Below are 16143 nucleotides of genomic sequence, written 5' to 3'. Positions count from 1 at the left end.
AGAATGAGCGACATGCGTCCCGAAGCGCGACCACCTCACCGTCACCCGCGCGCTGTGCTCCTCGATTTCCACGGCACCCTGGCCGTCGCTCGATCGGTCGACGAGTGGATCGCCGATGCGCGCACGCGGGTAACCCACGACGTCGACCCGTCCGCGGGGCTCTCCGATCGGATTCGGAATGTGTGGGCCGACGCGGGGCAGCGGTTCCCGAGCCTGGACTGGGACCTCGACCCCACCTCGCATCGGCACGCATTCGTGTCGACGATCTCCCGCGACGATCGCGTGTCGACCGAGCTCGCAGAAGCCCTGTACGAGACGATGCCCCGGCAATGGGTGCTGAACGCCGGTGCCGCTGCATTCATCGCTCGCGCCTCAGACATCGGGATGCCCCTGGCCGTCGTATCGAACATCGCGCTGGATGTCCGACCCGCCTTGGCGCGTTGGGGGCTCGCGTCGGCGTTCGACGCGGTGATCCTGTCGTATGAGGTCGGGTTCGCGAAGCCCGACCCGCGGATCTTCCGACTCGCGTCGGACTCGCTCGGCGTCGACCCGAGGCACTGCGTCATGATCGGCGACTCGTCGCGTGACGACGGCGGTGCGGCAGCTCTCGGAATGCAGTGCATGATCGCTCGACCGGAGCAGATGCACCGCGCCTTCGAACTCGCCCTGCCGTCATGACCTGGAAATCGTCAGCTCGGGTGGTCGCCGGAGAGCACCGGAATTCGAACCCTCCCCGTTTCGGGGAGGGTTCGCACGATCAGCCCCGGGTCGCGATGTTCACGAGACGCGGCGCGCGCACGATCACGTTGACGATCTCGCGCTCGCCGATGGAGCGGACGACCGCAGCCGAGGCGCGCGCCATCGCCTCGAGCTCTTCGCCCGAGATCTTCGGCGACACCTCGAGCCGGTCGCGCACCTTGCCGTCGACCTGCACGACCGCGGTCACCGATTCCTCGACGAGGAGTGCCGGGTCGGCCTTGCGCCACGGCACGAGTGCCACGGTCGGCTCGTAGCCGAGGCGCTGCCACATGTCTTCGGCCGTGAACGGCGCGAAGAGGTCGAGGATCATCGCGGTGACCTCCGCCGCCTCGCGCACCGCGGCGTCACCGGCGCCGGCACCGGAGTCGATCGCCTTGCGGGTCGCGTTCACGAGCTCCATGAGTCGGGCGACGACGACGTTGAACTTGAACGCCTCGACGAGGCCCGGGGCGTCGGAGAGCAGACGGTGCGTGACCCGGCGAAGTGCCGCATCGCCCGTCTTCCACTCGATATCGGGGCTCGAGGTGACCTCGCCCGAGATGCGCCAGGCGCGGGCCAGGAACTTCGACGCGCCGACCGGCGAGACATCCGCCCAGTCGATGTCGTCTTCGGGCGGGCCGGCGAATGCCAGCGTGACGCGCAGCGCGTCGGCACCGTGCGCCTGCAGCTCGCTCGCGAACTCCACCAGGTTGCCCTTGGACTTCGACATCTTGGTGCCGTCCATGATGACCATGCCCTGGTTGAGCAGCGAGGTGAACGGCTCGGTGAAGCTCAGGTAGCCGAGGTCGAACAGCACCTTCGTGATGAAGCGCGAGTACAGGAGGTGCAGGATGGCGTGCTCGACACCGCCGACGTACTGGTCGACGGGCGCCCACTTCTCGGCCTCGGCCGGGTCGAAGGCACGTACGTCGCTATTGGGGTCGAGGTAGCGCAGGTAGTACCACGACGAGTCGACGAAGGTGTCCATCGTGTCGGAGTCGCGGCGCGCCGCTCCCCCGCACTTCGGGCACGCGACGTTGACCCAGTCCTCTGCGGCGCCGAGCGGGCTCGCACCCTTCGGCTTCAGGTCGAGCCCCGCGGCATCCGGCAGTCGCACCGGCAGCTCGGCCTCGGGAACCGGCACCTCGCCGCAATCGGGGCAGTGGATGATCGGGATCGGCGTGCCCCAGTAGCGCTGGCGCGAGATGAGCCAGTCGCGCAGGCGGTAGTTCTTCGACGAGCGACCGAGGCCGCGCTCGTCGAGGATCTCGATCACGCGGCGGATCGCGTTGGACTTCGAGAGCCCGTCGAGCGGACCCGAGTTGATGAGCCGGCCCTCGCCCGCGAGTGCGACGCCGGTCGACGCCGGGTCTTCGAGCGTGACCAGGTCGTCGGGCAGGTACGGGTCGCCGTTCTCGTCGAGCGGGATGACGGGGATCACGCCGGTGACGGGCGCGTTCGTGTCGACGACGACCCGCACGGGCAGGTCGAACGCGCGCGCGAAGTCGAGGTCGCGCTGGTCGTGCGCCGGCACGGCCATGATCGCGCCATGGCCGTAGTCGGCGAGCACGTAGTCAGCGGCCCAGATCGGCAGGCGCTCGCCGTTGACCGGGTTGATCGCGTAACGCTCGAGGAAGACGCCCGTCTTGGGCCGGTCGGTCGCGAGCCGGTCGATGTCGCTCTCGGCGCGCACCGAGTCGACGTAGTCCTGGAAGCGCATGCGCACCTCGGCGGACGCGCCGCTCGCGAGCTCCGCCGCGAGGTCGGAATCGGGCGCGACGACCATGAAGGTCGCGCCGAAGAGCGTGTCGGGGCGCGTCGTGAAGACCGGGATGCGCTCTTCGCGCCCCTCGATCTCGAACTCGACGTCGGCGCCCGAGGAGCGGCCGATCCAGTTGCGCTGCATCGACAGCACCTTCGAGGGCCACGCGCCCTCGAGCTGGTTCAGGTCGTCGAGCAGCCGGTCGGCGTAGTCGGTGACGCGGAAGTACCACTGCGTGAGGGCCTTCTTGGTCACGACCGCGCCGCAGCGCTCGCAGTGCCCGTCGATGACCTGCTCGTTGGCGAGCACCGTCTGGTCGTTGGGGCACCAGTTGACCTGGCCAGCCTTGCGGTAGGCGATGCCCTGCTCGTAGAGCTTCAGGAACAGCCACTGGTTCCACTTGTAGTACTCGGGGTCGCTGGTGTGGAGCTCGCGCGACCAGTCGAACGACGGGGCGTACTGGCGGAACGAGCGCTTCTGCTGCTCGATGTTCTCGTAGGTCCACCCGCGCGGGTCGATGCCGCGCTTGATGGCGGCGTTCTCGGCGGGCAGCCCGAAGGAGTCCCAACCGACGGGGTGGAGCACGTCGAAGCCCTGGTGGCGCCAGTAGCGCGCCACGGTGTCGCCGTAGCCGAACGCCTCGGCGTGACCCATGTGCAGGTCGCCCGAGGGGTAGGGGAACATGTCGAGGATGTACTTGCGCGGCCTCGTGTCGCCGGGGAGCCCGGCACGGAACGGCTCGGACTCATCCCAGACGGGAAGCCACTTCGCCTGGATGGCGGCGAAGTCGTACGCGCCGGCGTCGGCGTGCGCTGGGTCCTGGTCGTGTGCCACGTGACTCTCAATCGTGTATCGCTCGGGAAGGCTGGCGGGCGCGCCGGATCACGGCGCACTCGGATATCAAGCCTACTCACTCCGAGGTGGGCATCTCCGCGCCGAGCACCGCGAGCAGCGCGCGCGCCTTGATGCGGGTCTCCTCGACCTCCTCCGCAGCGATCGAGAGCGCGGTGATGCCGCCGCCGGTGCCGATGGAAGCGCCGTTCGGCGTGAGCACGATCGAGCGGATCACCATCGCGAGGTCGGCGCTGCCGTCGACGCCGAGGTAGCCGAAGGCTCCGGAGTAGATCCCCCTCGGCCCTTGCTCGAGCTCGTGCAGGATCGTCATGGCGCTGTGCTTCGGCGCCCCCGTCATCGAGCCCGCAGGGAACGCCGACTGCACGGCGTCGAGCGCGGTGAGCGGATGCCGCAGCCGCGCGGTCACCGTCGAGACCAACTGGTGCACGTGGGCGTACTCCTCGACGTCGAGCAGGCTGGGCACCTCGACGGTGCCGAGCTCGGCGATGCGGCCGAGGTCGTTGCGCATGAGGTCGACGATCATGAGGTTCTCGGCGCGCTCCTTCTCACTGGCGAGCAGTTCCCGGCGAAGGGCGGCGTCGGTCTCGGGGTCGGCGCTTCGCGGCCGAGTGCCCTTCATCGGCTTCGTCGAGACGATGCCTCCGGGTTCGACGTGGAGGAACTGCTCGGGCGAGGCGCTGAGCAGTGCGGTGTCGCCGAAGCGCAGGTACCCGCCGTGGTGGCTCGGACTCGATGCGCGGAGCGCCAGGTAGGCGCTGGCCGGATCGGGGTGCACGTCGACGTCGACCCGGTTCGTGAGGCAGAGCTGGTAGGCGTCGCCGCGGATGATCGCGGCCTGGCATTCGGCGATGAGCTGCTCGTAGCGCTCGGGGCCGTGCCGCCAGCGGGTCGGCGCGCGGTCGGGGCCGGCGCCGGCCGGCGACGCTATCGGCGAGATCACGGGCGCGGATGCCGCGGCGAGCCGTTCGATGCCGGCCGCGAGTTCGGCCGCCCACGCCTCCGCCGGGCCCGGCGCGGCGGACCCGTCGTCGTCGAGCCAGACGAGCCGCACCGACCGCGCGGCGTGATCGAAGACGATCGCGCGGTCGACGAAGAGGAACGCGGCGTCGGCCGTCTCGGCTTCGGCCGTCGGAACCGCGTTCAACTGCGCGCCGAGTTCGTATCCGAACCAGCCGAACCAGCCGATCGGGCCCCCGTCATCGGTGGACCCGATGGCGTCGTCGCCCGGTGCTGGTCGATGCCCAGAGAGCATCTCGCCGAGCACGTCGAAGATCGAGCCGGCCGTCGTGGTCGGCACCTGCGCCGAAGCATCCGACGCAGCCGGCCGCGACCTCGAGACCGTGCCACGACGCGCATCGGCCGTGACGAACTCGGTGCCGGGGTGCGCGGCGGCGAGCACGCTCGATCCCGACGCGGCATCCGCTCCCCCGTCGAGCCAGGCGACGTACGGCGACTCGGCGAAGAATGCGCGGAACACCGCTTCGGGGTCGCGCCACACCGGCAGGGTGAGCTGGCGGATGCGACGCGGCATCCCCTCAGCCTAGATCGCCGGGAGGCGGCCGTCCTCGATCGTCACGACGCGATCGACGAGTGCGGGGTCGACCGGGGCGTGCGAGATGAGCACGACACTGCTGCCCGAGCGGCTCGCCGCGTCGGTCAGGTCGCGAAGGAGCGCGTCGGCGCGCGCGGGGTCGACGCTCGCCGTCGGCTCGTCGAGCACGAGCACGGGGAACCGGGCGAGCATCGCCCGAGCGAGGGCGAGTCGCTGCGCCTGCCCGCCCGAGACGAGCGCGCCGCGCTCGCCGACCTTCGCGTCGAGGCCGCCGCGCTCCTCGACCCACTCGCGCAGGCCCACGCGCTCGAGCACGTCGAGCAGCTCGTCGTCGCTCGCGGTGTCGCGGGCGAAGATCAGGTTCTGCCGAACGTCTTCATCGAAGAGCCACGGCCGCTGCTCGACGAGTCCGACGATGCCGCGCACGTCGGCTGGGTCGAGGGTCGACGCTTCGACGCCGCCGAGGCGGTACGAACCGGCGTACTCGAGGAAGCGCACGAGCACGTGCGCGAGCGTGGTCTTGCCCGCTCCCGAACCTCCGCGCACGAGGAGCCGCTCACCCGGCGCGATCGCGAGGTCGACCCGGGTGAGGGCCGTTCCCCTGCCGTCGTCGGACGCGGCCGGGCCGGCGCCGCCCTCGGGGTTCGCGAGCACCGGCCAGCTCGCCTGCACGCCGCGCAGCTCGATCATCGGCGGCGCATCGCCCGCCGGCGGTGCCGCCGGCGATTCCGGCACGGCGGGGATGCCCGCCGGCGCGGTGTCGGGCACGGCTCCGGCGACCCGGGATGCGCTCGCACGCGCGAGCCGGAGCGCCGACGCCGCGAGCGGCACGGCCGTCGCGATCTCTGCGATCGCGAGCGGCACGAGGCAGAGCACTGCGAAGGTGGGCCCGTCGATGCGGCCGTCCTGCAGGAGCGGCACCGCCGCGGCGAGGCTCGCGGCCACGGCGAATCCGCCGATCGCGCTCATCGCCGCCGCTGCGACGCCGGTCGCCGCCGCACGGGTCCGGGTCGCCTTGGCGTACTCGGAGCCGAGCTCGTCGATGCGGCGGCGCCCGGCGCCGGCAGCGTCGAAGGCGACGAGCACGTCGAGCGCCTGCACGTGTTCGACGATCGCCGCCTGGAGCTCGCCGCGCAGCGGTGCCGTGGTGCGCTCGGCCCGGGCGACCGCCCGCTGTTGCACGAGGAGCGCAACGCCGATGCCCGCGACGAGGCAGATCAGCACGGCGACGGCCGACTGCGGCGCCAGGAACCCGATGCCGACGACGGCGGCCACGAGCACGATCGCCGCGCTCACGAGCGGCTGGACCGCCCGCAGCGGCACGTTCTGCAGTTCGTCGACATCGCTCACGAAGCGATCGAGCAGATCGCCGCGTCGCGTCGCCGCGATGCCGTCGGGCGCGATCGGCAGCATGCGCGCGAACACGTCGGCGCGGATCGTGGCGAGCTGACGGAACGAGGCGTCGTGGCCCGTGAGCCGCTCGAGGTACCGGAACACCGACCGGCCGAGCGCGAACGCGCGTACACCGACGATCGCCATCGAGAGGTACAGCACGGGCGGCTGCTCGTCGGCACGGGCGATCAGCCAGGCCGAGCACGCGAGCAGCACGATCGTCGACCCGGCGGAGCCGATGCCGAACAGCACGGCGGGCAGGAGCCGGCGCGGGCTCGGGATGGAGCGGCGCAGCATGGCGCGCGCGGGGTCAGACATGCGCAGGCTCCAGTTCGATGATGCGGTCGGCCCGGGATGCGAGTGCCGTGCGGTGGGTCGAGACCACGACGATGCGGCCGGCCGCCGCGAGTTCGCGGAGCCCATCGCCGAGGGCGACCTCGCGATCGGCGTCCTGCGCCGAGCTGGGTTCGTCGAGCAGCAGCAGCGGAGCGTCGCGGGCGAGCAGCCGATGGATCGCCCGGGCGGTCGCGACGCGCTGCGCCTGGCCGCCCGAGAGGCCGGAGCCGCCCGGCCCGAGCCGCAGTTCGGGGTCGAGCTCGACGCCGGCGAGCCGGCACGCGCGCATGCAGAGCGCGGGGTCGGCGTCTTCGTCGCCGAGGCGCACGTTCGAGGCGATCGTTCCGGCGAGCAGCGCCGGAGTCTGCCCCGACCACGCGAGGTTCGACCGGGGTCCGGAGGCGGCGCCGGCGCCGAGCCGCGACCCGTCGAGCTCGGCAACGCCCTCGATCGGCACGAAGCCGAGCAGTGCCGCGAACAGGCTCGACTTGCCCGAGCCGCTCTCCCCCGTCACCGCGACGAGTTCACCGCGGCGGGCCTCGAGGTCGAGGCCGTCGAGCACGACCCGGTCGCCGCGCCTGACCCGGATGCCCCGGAGCAGCAGGCCGCCACCGGCATCCGCGCCCTCGTTCGCCGCGTCGGCGATGGCGGCCGTGTCGCGCGCCGATGCCCGACGCGCCCGCTCGGCCGCGTCGAGCAGGTCGAAGGCGTCGACCGACGCGGCGACGCCCTCGGTCGACGCGTGGAAGGCGGCGCCGACGTTGCGGAGCGGCAGGAAGACCTCGGGTGCGAGCACCAGCACGAAGAGGCCGGCGATCAGCATCATGTCGCCCGCGACGAGGCGGAGCCCGATCGAGACGGCGACGAGCGCGACCGAGAGGCTGGCGGCGAACTCGAGCGTGAAGCCCGAGAGGAAGGTGATGCGCAGCACCTTCATGGTGTGCGAGCGGTACTCGTCGGTGACCGCCCTGATGCGGGCGGTCTGGCGCTCGGCACGGCGGAAGAGCAGCAGCGTCGACAGTCCGCCGACGACCTCGAGGAAGCCGCGCGACAGTGACGCGAGGCTCTCCCACTGTCGTCGCTGCACGACCTGGGTGGCCATGCCGATGAGCGCCATGAAGACCGGGATGAGCGGCAGCACGATCACGAGCACGAGCCCCGACAGCGGGTCGGCGACCCATGCCATCGCGATGAGGATCGGGGTGACCACGATCGTCGACACGAGCTGCGGCAGGTACTGGCCGAAGTACGCGTCGAGGGCGTCGAGCCCCGGGCCGAGCAGGGTCGCGATGCGCGCCGTCGGGAAGTCGGGAAGCCCCTCGGGCTCGGCCTCGAGCGCCGTGAGCAGCTCGCTGCGGAGCTCGGCCTTCACCCGGGTGGCACCGGCGGAGCCCACCACGTCCCAGACCCAGGCGGCGACGGCGCGAACGGATGCCGCGGCGACGAGCAGCACGAGGAGGGGCACGCCGTCGGCCATCGACATGCCGTCGATGAAGCCGGTCACGAGGGACGCGAGCGCCCAGGCGAACGCCACGATGGCGGCGCTCTGGACGAGGGCGAGGGCGCCGCCCGCGGCGAGGAAGCCGCGGGCGGCACGGGAGCGGCGGAGGAGCCGCGGATCGAGCGGTCTCACCTAGTGCGCTGCCGCCTCGATCGAAGCGCGCGAGACGCGCTTGCGGAACACCCAGTACGTCCAGCCCTGGTACAGCAGCACCAGCGGCAGGCAGAACACGGCGACCCAGCTCATGACGGTGAGCGTGTACGTCGTGCTCGAGGCGTTCTCGATCGTGAGGCTGTTCGCCGGATCGTTCGAGGCCGGCATCACGTCGGGGAACAGGGCCGCGAAGAGCGCGAGCACCGCAGTGGCGACCGTGACGGCGAGCAGGGTGAAGGCGATGCCCTCCGCGCCGCGCAGGTTCGCGATCCATCCGCCGATCAGGGCCACCGCGGCGACCGCCGCGAGGATCCAGAACCAGAGCGTGCCGAAGGCGAGCCCGGTCCAGAGGAGGAAGGAGGCGGCGACGACGATCGTGATGAGACCCGACTTCGCAGCGAGCCGTCTCGCCCGCTCGCGCAGATCTCCCTCGGTCTTCAGCGAGGCGAACACCACGCCGTGGGTGAAGAAGAGCAGCAGGGTCGTGACGCCGCCGAGCAGCGCGTACGGGTTCAGCAGGTCGAAGAGCGTTCCCGTGTAGTTGTGATCCGCGTCGAGCGGCACGCCCTGCACGATGTTGGCGAACGCGACGCCCCAGAGGAGCGCCGGCACTGCCGACCCGACGACGATCATGCCGTCGAACCACTTCTTCCAGCGCGACTCGGGTCGCTGGTGGCGGTACTCGAAGGAGACGCCGCGAGCGATGAGCGCGAGCAGGATGAGCAGGAGCGCGAGGTAGAACCCGGAGAAGAGCGTGGCGTACCACTCGGGGAACGCCGCGAAGAGCGCGGCTCCCGCGACGATCACCCACGTCTCGTTCAGGTCCCACACGGGGCCGATCGTGTTGATGAGCACCCGGCGGTCGGTGTCGTCCTTCCCGAGGAACGGGAGGGACATGCCGACGCCGAAGTCGAAGCCGTCGAGCACGAAGTAGCCGACGAACATGAAGGCGACGATCCAGAACCAGAGCACTGTGAGATCCATGGTGTGTCCTCCTAGTAGACCGTCGAGGCGGGTTCGACGCGGCCGGTTTCGGGATCGGGTTCGCCGAGCTCCGGTGGGCCCTTCCTGATGGCCCGGATGATGAGACGAACCTCGACCACCGCGAGGATGCCGTAGATCAGGGTGAACGCCACGAGCGAGATGAGCACGTCGAGCCCGGTCACGTTCGGTGATACCGCCGATTCGGTGGGCAGCAGGCTGAACACGATCCAGGGTTGCCTGCCCATCTCGGTGAAGATCCAGCCGACGATCATCGCGGCGAGCGAGAGCGGGAAGCTCCAGACGGCGACCTTCCAGACCCATGCCTGCTTCGGCATGCGGCCCTTGCGGGTGAGCCAGAGGCCGACCACGGCGACGAGCACGTGGAGCAGGCCGAGGCCGATCATCCAGCGGAACGACCAGTAGGTGACCCAGATGATGGGCGTGTAGTCGCCGGGGCCGTAGAGCTCCTGGTACTGCATCTGCAGGTCGTTGATGCCCTCCACGCAACCGTCGAAGGTGTGGGTCGACAGGAATGAGAGGAGGTACGGCACGCGGATGGAGAAGAGTTCGCTCGACCCGTCGGGCGTGCCGAGGGTGAACAGCGAGAACGAGGCATCCGCCCCGCATGCGGTGTCGTACATCGCCTCGGCTGCGGCCATCTTCATGGGCTGGGTCGCCACCATGGCGAGGCTGAGCTGGTCGCCGAAGAGCGTCGTGAGGATGCCGGAACCGACCATGACCCAGAGGCCGAACTTCAGTGCGGGGCGCATCGAGTCGAGGTGCTGGTTGCGGGCGAGGTGCCAGGCCGCGGCGCTGATGATGAGGCCGGCCGCCACCATGAAGCTCGCCGCGATCGTATGCGGGAAGGCCGCGAGCGCCACGGGGTTCGCCAGAAGCGCGCCGATGTCGACGAGCTCCGCCCGCCCGCGTTCGGCGTTCATCTCGTAGCCGACCGGGTTCTGCATGAACGCGTTCGCCGCGATGATGAAGTAGGCCGATGCGATCGAGCCGATGGCCGTGCACCAGATCGTCGCGAGGTGGATGCCGCGGGGCAGCTTGTCCCAGCCGAAGATCCAGAGCCCGATGAACGTCGCCTCGAAGAAGAAGGCGAGCAGGCCCTCCATCGCGAGCGGGGCGCCGAACACGTCGCCGACGAAGCGCGAGTACTCCGACCAGTTCATGCCGAACTGGAACTCCTGCACGATGCCCGTCACGACGCCCATGGCGAAGTTGATGAGGAAGATCGTGCCGAAGAACTTCGTGATCTTCAGGTACTCGAGCTTGCCGGTGCGGTACCACGCGGTCTGGAAGACCGCCGTGGAGGTCGCGAGGCCGATGGTGATCGGGACGAACAGGAAGTGGTACACGGTGGTGAGCCCGAACTGCCATCGGGCGAGCAGCAGTGGATCCAGCAGCTCGTTCACGAATGCCCCTTTCACACGCGGATCGCAAGTGATGTCGCTACGTTCTACACGCAGTAGAACCTTCTTCTACGAAGCGTAGAACAAATCGCCCGACGACGGTAGTCTGGAGGCATGGCGAGTCTCGGCGAACTGGAACGCTCCGTGATGGAGGTGTTGTGGTCGCGCGACGCCGCGCTCACCGCGAACGAACTGCGCGACGCCCTCGCCATCAGCGAAGGCGAGCCCGGCCGCGCCGTCGCGACGACGACCGTGTTGACCGTGCTGTCCCGGCTCGAGCGCAAGGGCTTCGTGTCACGTGCGCGCGAAACACGCCCGCACCGCTACCGGGCGCTCCTCACTCGCGAAGAGCACACCGCAGAGCTCATGCACGAAGTGCTCGACCGCGCAAGCGACCGCGATGCCGCGCTCGCCAGATTCGTCGGCACCGTCAGCGCCGGTGAGGCCGCAACGCTGCGGCGCCTGCTCGACGACCTCTCGCGATCCTGACGATGCTCACCGTCGCCGTGCTGCTCGGCGGATTCGCACTCCTGCTCGCGTGGCCGATCCCCCTCGTGCTGTCGCGAGCGGCCTGGCCCACGCGCTCCCCTGCGATCGCTCTGGCACTCTGGCAGGCGATCGCACTCGGCGGCGGCCTCTCGATGATCGGCTGCCTGCTCGTCTTCGGCGCGTCTCCGGCCGGGTCGCTGCTGGGCGCGGCCCGGGCCCTCCTCCCCCACCTCTTCACCGGCCCGATCCCGCCCGTGTTCGGCGTCGTGCACCTCGCCGCCCTCACGCTCGCCGCCGGACTCGCCCTGCATCTCGCGCTCAACCTCGCACTCACGGCAGTGCGCGCCGAGCGCGAACGCCGCCGCCAGCATCAGCTCATCGACCTGCTCAGCGACCCGATGCCCGGTCAGCCGAGAACTCGCGTGCTCGCCCATCCGGTGCCCCTCGCCTACTGCGTGCCGGGCATCCGCACCGCGACGGTACTCACCGACGGCCTCATCGACGCGCTCGACGACGCCGAACTGCGGGCCGTCATCGCGCACGAGCGCGCGCACCTCGATCAGTTGCACCATCTCGTGCTCCTCGCGTTCCGCGCCTGGCACAGCGCGCTGCCCTGGTTCCCGATCGCCAATCGCGCCGAACGGTCGGTGGCACTCCTCGCCGAGATGCTCGCCGACGATCATGCACGTCGCGAGTCCGACGACGAGGCGCTCCGCCGCGCGATGCTGCAGGTCGGCAGCGGCGGCGAACCCGGCGCCTACGCCGACTCCGGCGGGGTCGTTCCCGACGTCACGATGCTCGAGGCGCGACTCGCCCGCCTCGATGAACCCCGGCAGCTCTCCGGCCCGCTGACCGGTTCCGCCGTCGTGTGGACCGCCGCGATCATCGTCGCCGTACCGATCGTCGCACTGCTCGCCACCCTCGGCGCGGTCGCCTGACCCCGACCACGGTACGAGGCGCCCGCCGGCGAATCAGACCCGAGTCTGATGCCGGCGCCCAGTGCGCCTCGCTACGCTCGAACGATGAACGAGATCCTCGACTGGATCCTCGACACCGTCCAGGCTGTCGACCCGATCGCCCGCACCCTCCTCGCCGGGCTCGGAATGCTGCTCGAGACGTCGGTGCTCATCGGTCTCGTCGTTCCGGGCGACACGATCGTGATCGTCGCGTCGACGGCCGTCGACGGAGTGGGCGAGTACTTCGCGCTCACGATCACCGTCATCGTCGGCGCACTGATCGGCGAGAGCATCGGATTCGCGCTGGGCCGTTGGTTCGGACCCCACATCCACCGATCGTGGGTCGGGCGCAAGATCGGCGACGAGAACTGGGCTCGCGCCGAGCGCTACCTCGACCGCCGCGGCGGGCCGGCGGTCTTCATCTCCCGGTTCCTGCCCGTGCTGCACTCGCTCATCCCGCTCACCGTCGGCATGAGCTCGATGCGGTACCGCAAGTTCATGGCGTGGACGGTGCCCGCGTGCGTCATCTGGGCGTTCTCCTACGTGACCGTCGGCTGGCTCGCCGCCGGGAGCTACCGCGAGCTGAGCCGCGAGCTGCACTGGGCGGGCTACCTGTTCGTCGGCGTCATCGCCCTCTTCCTCGCCGCCGTCTGGGGCGTGAAGAAACTCCTCGTTCATTCCGAGGCCAAGCACATGACCGTCACGGATGCCCCGGCGCGCGAGTCGTCGGATGCTGCGGCCGGCGCGGCCGACGACGACGAAGGGTCGGATGCCGCGGCATCCGACCCCTCGAATCTCGACGCGAACCGCTAGAACAGCGACTTCTCGGCGAGCCAGTCCTTCGCGATCTGGTCGGCCGACTGCTGCTCATCGACGCTCAACGCATTGAGCGCGACGAGGTCTTCGGCGGTGAGCGCATCGCTCACGGTGTTGATGACCTCGGCGATCTCGTCGGTGACCTTCTCGCTCACGACCGGTACGACATGCGATGCCAGGAAGAGCCCCTCGGGATCTTCGAGCGTCACGAGGTCGTTGGCCTTGATGTTCGGGTCGGCGCTGTAGATGTTGACGAGCTGCACCTGGTCGTCCACGAGCGCCTTGAGGGTGAGCGGGCCGCCGCTGTCCTCGATCGGCGTGAAGGCCACATCGACCCCGTAGACCGACTTGAGCCCTTCGGGACCGTACGGGCGCGTCTCGAGTTCGGAGTTGCCGCCGAGGGTCAGCGGCGTCGTGACCTTCGCGAGGTCGGCGAGGCTCGTCACTCCGTTGGCGTCCGAGAACTCCTTCGTGACGTTGTACGAGTCCTGGTCGGTCGCCTGCGACTGGTCGAGCACGCGCAGGCCCTCGGGCAGCGAGGTCTCGAGTTCGGCGTAGACGTCGTCGCTCGTCGTCGCCGTCGTCTCGGGCACGTAGTACTGGAGCAGATTGCCCGTGTACTCGGGGAAGACGTCGATCTCGCCCGCTTCGATCTCGGGGATGTAGACCTCCCGCTGGCCGATGCGGAACTGCCGATCGACCGTGAAGCCGTTCTCCTCGAGCGCCTGCGCGTAGATCTCGGCGATGATCTCGTTGGAGTAGTAGTCCTGCGAACCGACGACGATCGTCTCCGACGACGCGCCGTCGGAACTCGATCCGCTGTCCAGCGGATCGCCCGACGCGCACCCTGCCAGGGCCACTGTCGCCCCGACCGCGACTGCTGCGAGTGCAACGAGCCGGCCTTTTCCTGCGGTGTTCATTCTGGATTCCCTTCGGTGATGGGTCGCCCCACGGCCGCTCGTGGCCGGGGCGGCCGCGAGCGGAGCTCTCTGGTTCTGGTCGCCCGCACGCCGGCGGGCACGACGAGGCGCTGGATGATCGCGAAGAGCCCGTCGATGGCGAGGGCGAGCAGGATCACGAGGATCGAGCCGCCGAGCATCTCGGCGTAGTCGCGGGTCTTCAGTCCGGCGAAGATGAAGCGGCCGAGCCCGTCGTCGGCGATGTACGCGGCGAGTGTCGCGGTCGCGATGATCTGGAGCGTGGCCGAGCGGATGCCGCCGACGATGATCGGCATGCCGAGCGGCACCTCGACCTTGCCGATGATCTGCCCCTCGCGCATGCCCATCGCCCTCGCAGCGTCGACCGTGCGTCGGTCGACGGACTCGAGCCCCGAGTAGGCGCCGGCGAGCAGCGGCGGCAATGCGAGCACGACCAGTGCGATGATCGGCGCCTGCAGGCCGATGCCGAGCCACAGGGCCAGGAGCGTCAGCAAGCCGAGCGTCGGCAGCGCGCGCAACCCTCCGGAGACCGTCACGACGAGCTCCTTGCCCCGGCCAGTGTGCCCGACGAGCATGCCGATCGGCAGGGCGATGACCGCTGAGATCACGAGCACGGTCGCCGAGATCGCGAGATGCTGGGCGATGCGCTCGGGGATCGACCCCGCCCCGGCCCAGTTGGCGGGGTCGAGGATCCAGGCGATGCCCTCGAGCAGGAGGTTCATGCGGCGTCCACCCGCTCCACTCGGTCGAGGGTGCGGCGACGCTCCGCGACGCTCGGCCGCCACCACGGCATCAGCAGGCGGCCGATCGCCACGGCCGCCCAGTCGAGCCCGATGGCGAGGACCATCGTCGCGACGATGCCCGTGACGATCTCGGCCTGGATGCCGCGTTGCAGGCCATCGGTGAACAGGCTGCCGAGGCTCTGCACGCCGATCACGGCGCCGATGGTGGCGAGACTCACCGTGCTCACGATCACGACCCGGAGGCCGGACAGCAGCACCGGCCCCGCGAGCGGCAGCTCGACGCCCCAGAACCGACCCGCCGTCGAATACCCGATGGCCGTCGCCGACTGACGCACATCGGTCTCCACCGCGTCGAAGGCGTCGGCGGCGGTGCGCACGATCACCGCGATGCCGTACAGCGTCAGTGCGACCACGAGGTTGATCGGGGAGGTCGTCCGCTGCCCGGTGACGACCGGCAGGGCGATGAGCAGCGCAAGCGACGGGATCGCGTAGAGCAGGCCGCAGAGCGAGAGCAGCACCCCTCGCGACCACCGGTACCGGTGCGCGACCCATCCGATCGGAACCGAGATCACGAAGCTCAGTATGATCGCCGGCACCGACAGTGCCAGATGCGTCAGCATCAGTTCGCCGACCAGGTCGAGATTCGACCAGAGCCAGTTCACGAGGCGAGCACTCCCGCAGGGCGGCCGTCGTCGTCGACGACGATCCGCCGCCCGTCGACCTCGGTCAGGTGCAACGCCCGCTTGCCCCGATTCGCCCCGACGAAGTCGGCGACGAAGTCGTCGGAGGGATTCGCGAGGATCTCAGCAGGAGACGCCGCCTGGGAGATCTGCCCGCCGCGCTGCATGATCACGACCTGGTCGCCGAGGAGGAACGCCTCGTCGATGTCGTGCGTGACGAAGACGACCGTCTTGCCGAGTTCGCCCTGCAGGCGCAGCAGCTCCTGCTGCAGCTCCGCCCGCACGATCGGGTCGACGGCGCCGAACGGCTCGTCCATCAGCAGGATATTGGGGTCGACGGCGAGCCCCCGGGCGACGCCCACGCGCTGCTGCTGACCTCCTGAGAGCTGACTCGGATACTTGTCGGCGAGGGAGCGGTCGAGCCCCACCGTGTCGAGCAGTTCGAGAGCGCGAGCGTGGGCGACCGCCTTCTTCTCACCGCGGAGCAGCGGCACCGTCGCGACGTTGTCGATCACCTTGCGGTGCGGCAGCAGCCCCGAGTTCTGCATCACGTACCCGATGCCGCGTCGCAGCCCCACCGGGTCGAGCGTCGCGACATCCGTGCCGTCGATCAGCACCTGACCCGCGGTCGGATCGACCATGCGATTGATCATGCGCAGGAGTGTGGTCTTGCCGGAACCCGAGGAGCCGACGAAGACGGTCGTCTTGCGCGGCGGGACGACGATGTCGACACCGGCCACCGCGACGGTGCCGTCGGGGAACTGCTTGGTGACGCCTCGGAACTCGATCATGCTGCCTCATTCCACGCCCGGCGCTCGCCGGACCGG

General features: G+C 69.9%; 14 protein-coding genes. 4 read left to right on the top strand and 10 right to left on the bottom strand.

Annotated elements, in window-relative coordinates:
• The first annotated feature begins 54 nt into the window (after positions 1-54).
• Positions 55-678, top strand: a complete 624-nt coding sequence (locus BJY17_RS02500; RefSeq protein ID WP_179549981.1) for an HAD family hydrolase — start codon at positions 55-57, stop codon at positions 676-678.
• A gap of 79 nt (positions 679-757) precedes the next feature.
• Here the strand turns inward: BJY17_RS02500 and leuS are convergent, their stop codons facing one another.
• The 6 genes from leuS to BJY17_RS02470 form a co-directional block, all read right to left on the bottom strand.
• Positions 758-3334 (bottom strand): leucine--tRNA ligase, encoded by a 2577-nt coding sequence (gene leuS / locus BJY17_RS02495; protein ID WP_179549980.1) that lies wholly within the window; start codon positions 3332-3334, stop codon positions 758-760.
• Positions 3335-3410: 76 nt separating this feature from the next.
• Positions 3411-4886 (bottom strand): aminodeoxychorismate synthase component I, encoded by a 1476-nt coding sequence (gene pabB / locus BJY17_RS02490; protein ID WP_179549979.1) that lies wholly within the window; start codon positions 4884-4886, stop codon positions 3411-3413.
• A gap of 9 nt (positions 4887-4895) precedes the next feature.
• The gene (cydC, locus tag BJY17_RS02485) at positions 4896-6617 is read right to left on the bottom strand and encodes a thiol reductant ABC exporter subunit CydC (RefSeq protein WP_179549978.1); all 1722 of its coding nucleotides are present in this window, start codon (positions 6615-6617) and stop codon (positions 4896-4898) included.
• Positions 6610-8268, bottom strand: coding sequence for a thiol reductant ABC exporter subunit CydD (cydD, locus tag BJY17_RS02480; protein WP_179549977.1), 1659 nt, complete (start codon positions 8266-8268; stop codon positions 6610-6612). Before cydD ends, cydC begins: the two co-directional genes overlap by 8 nt.
• The gene (cydB, locus tag BJY17_RS02475; RefSeq protein ID WP_179549976.1) at positions 8269-9273 is read right to left on the bottom strand and encodes a cytochrome d ubiquinol oxidase subunit II; all 1005 of its coding nucleotides are present in this window, start codon (positions 9271-9273) and stop codon (positions 8269-8271) included.
• Positions 9274-9284: 11 nt separating this feature from the next.
• Positions 9285-10697, bottom strand: coding sequence for a cytochrome ubiquinol oxidase subunit I (locus BJY17_RS02470; protein ID WP_179549975.1), 1413 nt, complete (start codon positions 10695-10697; stop codon positions 9285-9287).
• Positions 10698-10808: 111 nt separating this feature from the next.
• On the opposite strand from BJY17_RS02470, the gene BJY17_RS02465 reads away from it, so the two are divergent.
• The 3 genes from BJY17_RS02465 to BJY17_RS02455 all read left to right on the top strand — a co-directional run bounded on the left by BJY17_RS02465 (position 10809) and on the right by BJY17_RS02455 (position 12952).
• Positions 10809-11183, top strand: coding sequence for a BlaI/MecI/CopY family transcriptional regulator (locus tag BJY17_RS02465; RefSeq protein ID WP_179549974.1), 375 nt, complete (start codon positions 10809-10811; stop codon positions 11181-11183).
• 2 nt (positions 11184-11185) lie between these two features.
• A complete protein-coding gene (locus BJY17_RS02460) occupies positions 11186-12121 on the top strand; it encodes a M56 family metallopeptidase (RefSeq protein ID WP_179549973.1) in 936 nt (311 codons plus the stop codon).
• 84 nt (positions 12122-12205) lie between these two features.
• A complete protein-coding gene (locus BJY17_RS02455) occupies positions 12206-12952 on the top strand; it encodes a DedA family protein (RefSeq protein WP_179549972.1) in 747 nt (248 codons plus the stop codon).
• Here BJY17_RS02455 and BJY17_RS02450 read toward each other — a convergent pair.
• Genes BJY17_RS02450 through BJY17_RS02435 form a run of 4 tightly spaced genes read right to left on the bottom strand, consistent with a single transcriptional unit; the run spans position 12949 to position 16107 of the window.
• Positions 12949-13875, bottom strand: coding sequence for an ABC transporter substrate-binding protein (locus BJY17_RS02450; protein ID WP_179549971.1), 927 nt, complete (start codon positions 13873-13875; stop codon positions 12949-12951). The two genes, BJY17_RS02455 and BJY17_RS02450, sit on opposite strands and share 4 nt — an antisense overlap.
• Complete coding sequence (locus tag BJY17_RS02445; protein WP_179549970.1) at positions 13872-14615, bottom strand: ABC transporter permease; 744 nt, start codon at positions 14613-14615, stop codon at positions 13872-13874. Before BJY17_RS02445 ends, BJY17_RS02450 begins: the two co-directional genes overlap by 4 nt.
• Positions 14612-15298, bottom strand: coding sequence for an ABC transporter permease (locus tag BJY17_RS02440; RefSeq protein ID WP_179549969.1), 687 nt, complete (start codon positions 15296-15298; stop codon positions 14612-14614). The genes BJY17_RS02445 and BJY17_RS02440 overlap by 4 nt, the downstream gene beginning before the upstream one ends.
• A complete protein-coding gene (locus BJY17_RS02435; RefSeq protein WP_179549968.1) occupies positions 15295-16107 on the bottom strand; it encodes an ABC transporter ATP-binding protein in 813 nt (270 codons plus the stop codon). Before BJY17_RS02435 ends, BJY17_RS02440 begins: the two co-directional genes overlap by 4 nt.
• Positions 16108-16143 lie beyond the last annotated feature (36 nt).

The organism is Agromyces hippuratus, from assembly GCF_013410355.1.
Taxonomy (GTDB): Bacteria; Actinomycetota; Actinomycetes; order Actinomycetales; family Microbacteriaceae; genus Agromyces; species Agromyces hippuratus.
This window is presented reverse-complemented; position numbering and strand designations above follow the sequence as displayed.